This window comes from Frigoribacterium sp. VKM Ac-2836 (assembly GCF_013248995.1).
Taxonomy (GTDB): Bacteria; Actinomycetota; Actinomycetes; order Actinomycetales; family Microbacteriaceae; genus Frigoribacterium.
On the sequence record NZ_JABRPK010000003.1, the window covers coordinates 218,445 to 220,151 of the forward strand.

Annotated in this window: 1 protein-coding gene and 1 pseudogene; both read left to right on the plus strand. The window is 70.8% G+C overall.

Annotated elements, in window-relative coordinates; all coding sequences use genetic code 11:
• Positions 1-625 (plus strand): annotated as a pseudogene (locus tag HRF36_RS12580) (hypothetical protein); the annotation flags it as partial.
• A gap of 74 nt (positions 626-699) precedes the next feature.
• A complete protein-coding gene (locus HRF36_RS12585; protein ID WP_173210404.1) occupies positions 700-1,482 on the plus strand; it encodes an NAD(P)-binding domain-containing protein in 783 nt (260 codons plus the stop codon).
• The last annotated feature ends 225 nt before the right edge of the window (positions 1,483-1,707 follow it).

Consider the following 1,707-nt stretch of genomic DNA (forward strand, 5'->3'; position numbering starts at 1 on the left):
TGGCAACGCGATCTCGGTGGTCGGTGACTCGTCCAGCACGGGGACCACGACCGGAGCGGGTTCGACCGGCCCCGGTACCGGTACGACCGGTGGCAGCACCAGTGGTGACGACGGCATCCTCGGGGGCACGCAGATCGTGCCGTCCATCACGCTGCCGATCGACCTGTCGGGCAACGCCGTCTCGGTGATCGGGGACAGCGAGGCCACGGACGGGACGACCGGAACCACGCCGACCGTCCCGGTCGACCCGACCGATCCGACCGACCCGACCGTCCCGGTCGACCCGACCGACCCGACCGATCCGACGATCCCCGTCGACCCGGCCGAGCCGTTCGACCCGACCGATCCCGTCGACCCGACGACGCCCACCACACCGGGCGACGAGGTCACCACGCCGGCGATCACCGACGGGACGGCGGTCACCACGACCGCTGCCCTCGTGACCGCCTCGACCGACCGCAGCGTCCTCGCTTCGGGCACCAGCGCCTCCTCGGCCCTCGCCGCCGAGTCGTCGCTCGCCTTCACCGGCAGTCACACGACGGCCCCGCTCGCGGGTGGGCTGCTGGCACTGCTCGTCGGGTTCGGCCTGCTCGTCGCGGCCCGTCGGCGGACGGCACGAGCCTGACGGCCACGCCCGTCGCTCGGACCTGAGCGACTCCACACCGACGGTGCACCGCAGACCTGGTTCAGGGGCCTGCGGTGCACCGCCGCGTCCGGAATCCCCGAGCACCCTCGTCGGTTGCACGACACATGACGTCCGCAACCACCATCGGCATCCTCGGCGCGGGCAAGGTCGGCACCGTCCTCGCCCGCCTCGTCCACGCCGCCGGCCACCCCGTCCTGCTCTCCGGATCAGGAGATCCCGCCCGCATCCGCCTGATCGTCGACGTCATCGCCCCCGGGGCTCGGGCGGTCTGGTCGGCCGACGCGGCACGAGAGGCCGACATCGTCGTGCTCGCCCTGCCACTCGGCAAGCTCGACTCGGTACCGGTGGATGCGCTGGCCGGCAAGGTCGTCGTCGACGCCATGAACTACTGGTGGGAGACCGACGGTCTGCGCGACGACCTCTCGGACGTCCGTACCTCGACGAGCGAACTCGTGCAGCGCCACCTTCCCGCGTCGCGCGTCGTCAAGGGCTTCAACCACATGGGGTACCACGACCTCGACGAAGGGGCGTTGCCCGCAGGCGACCCCGAGCGCAGCGCGATCGCCCTCGCCTCGGACGACCGCGAGGCCCTCGACCTCGTCGCCGACCTCGTCGACGCCGTCGGGTTCGACCCGGTGGCCCTGCCCACCCTGGCCGACGGCATCGCGCTCGAGCCCGGTTCGCTCGCCTTCGGTGCCGACGTCGGGGCGGCCGAGCTCCGCGAAACTGTCCGCGACTTCTGGACCTCCCAACGAGGGCTCGCGGTGGCTCGTGCCCGTCGGGCATCGAGCCCGGCCGACGGCACGGACGAACGGGTCGAGGTCACGGCGGGGTAACGAATTCGATGCGTTCCAATCTTTTTCGGTGACGGTGGCGAACCCTGTACATCCCCACCGGGACCAACAGACAAGGAGCTTCACCATGAACGCCTTCACTCGCAAGAACATCACCAAGACCACGCTGGGTCTCGTCGCCTCGGGCGCACTCGTCTTCAGCCTCGCGGCCTGCTCGATGGACTCCGGTTCGTCGACCGACACGTCGTCCTCTTCCTCCTCGTCGTC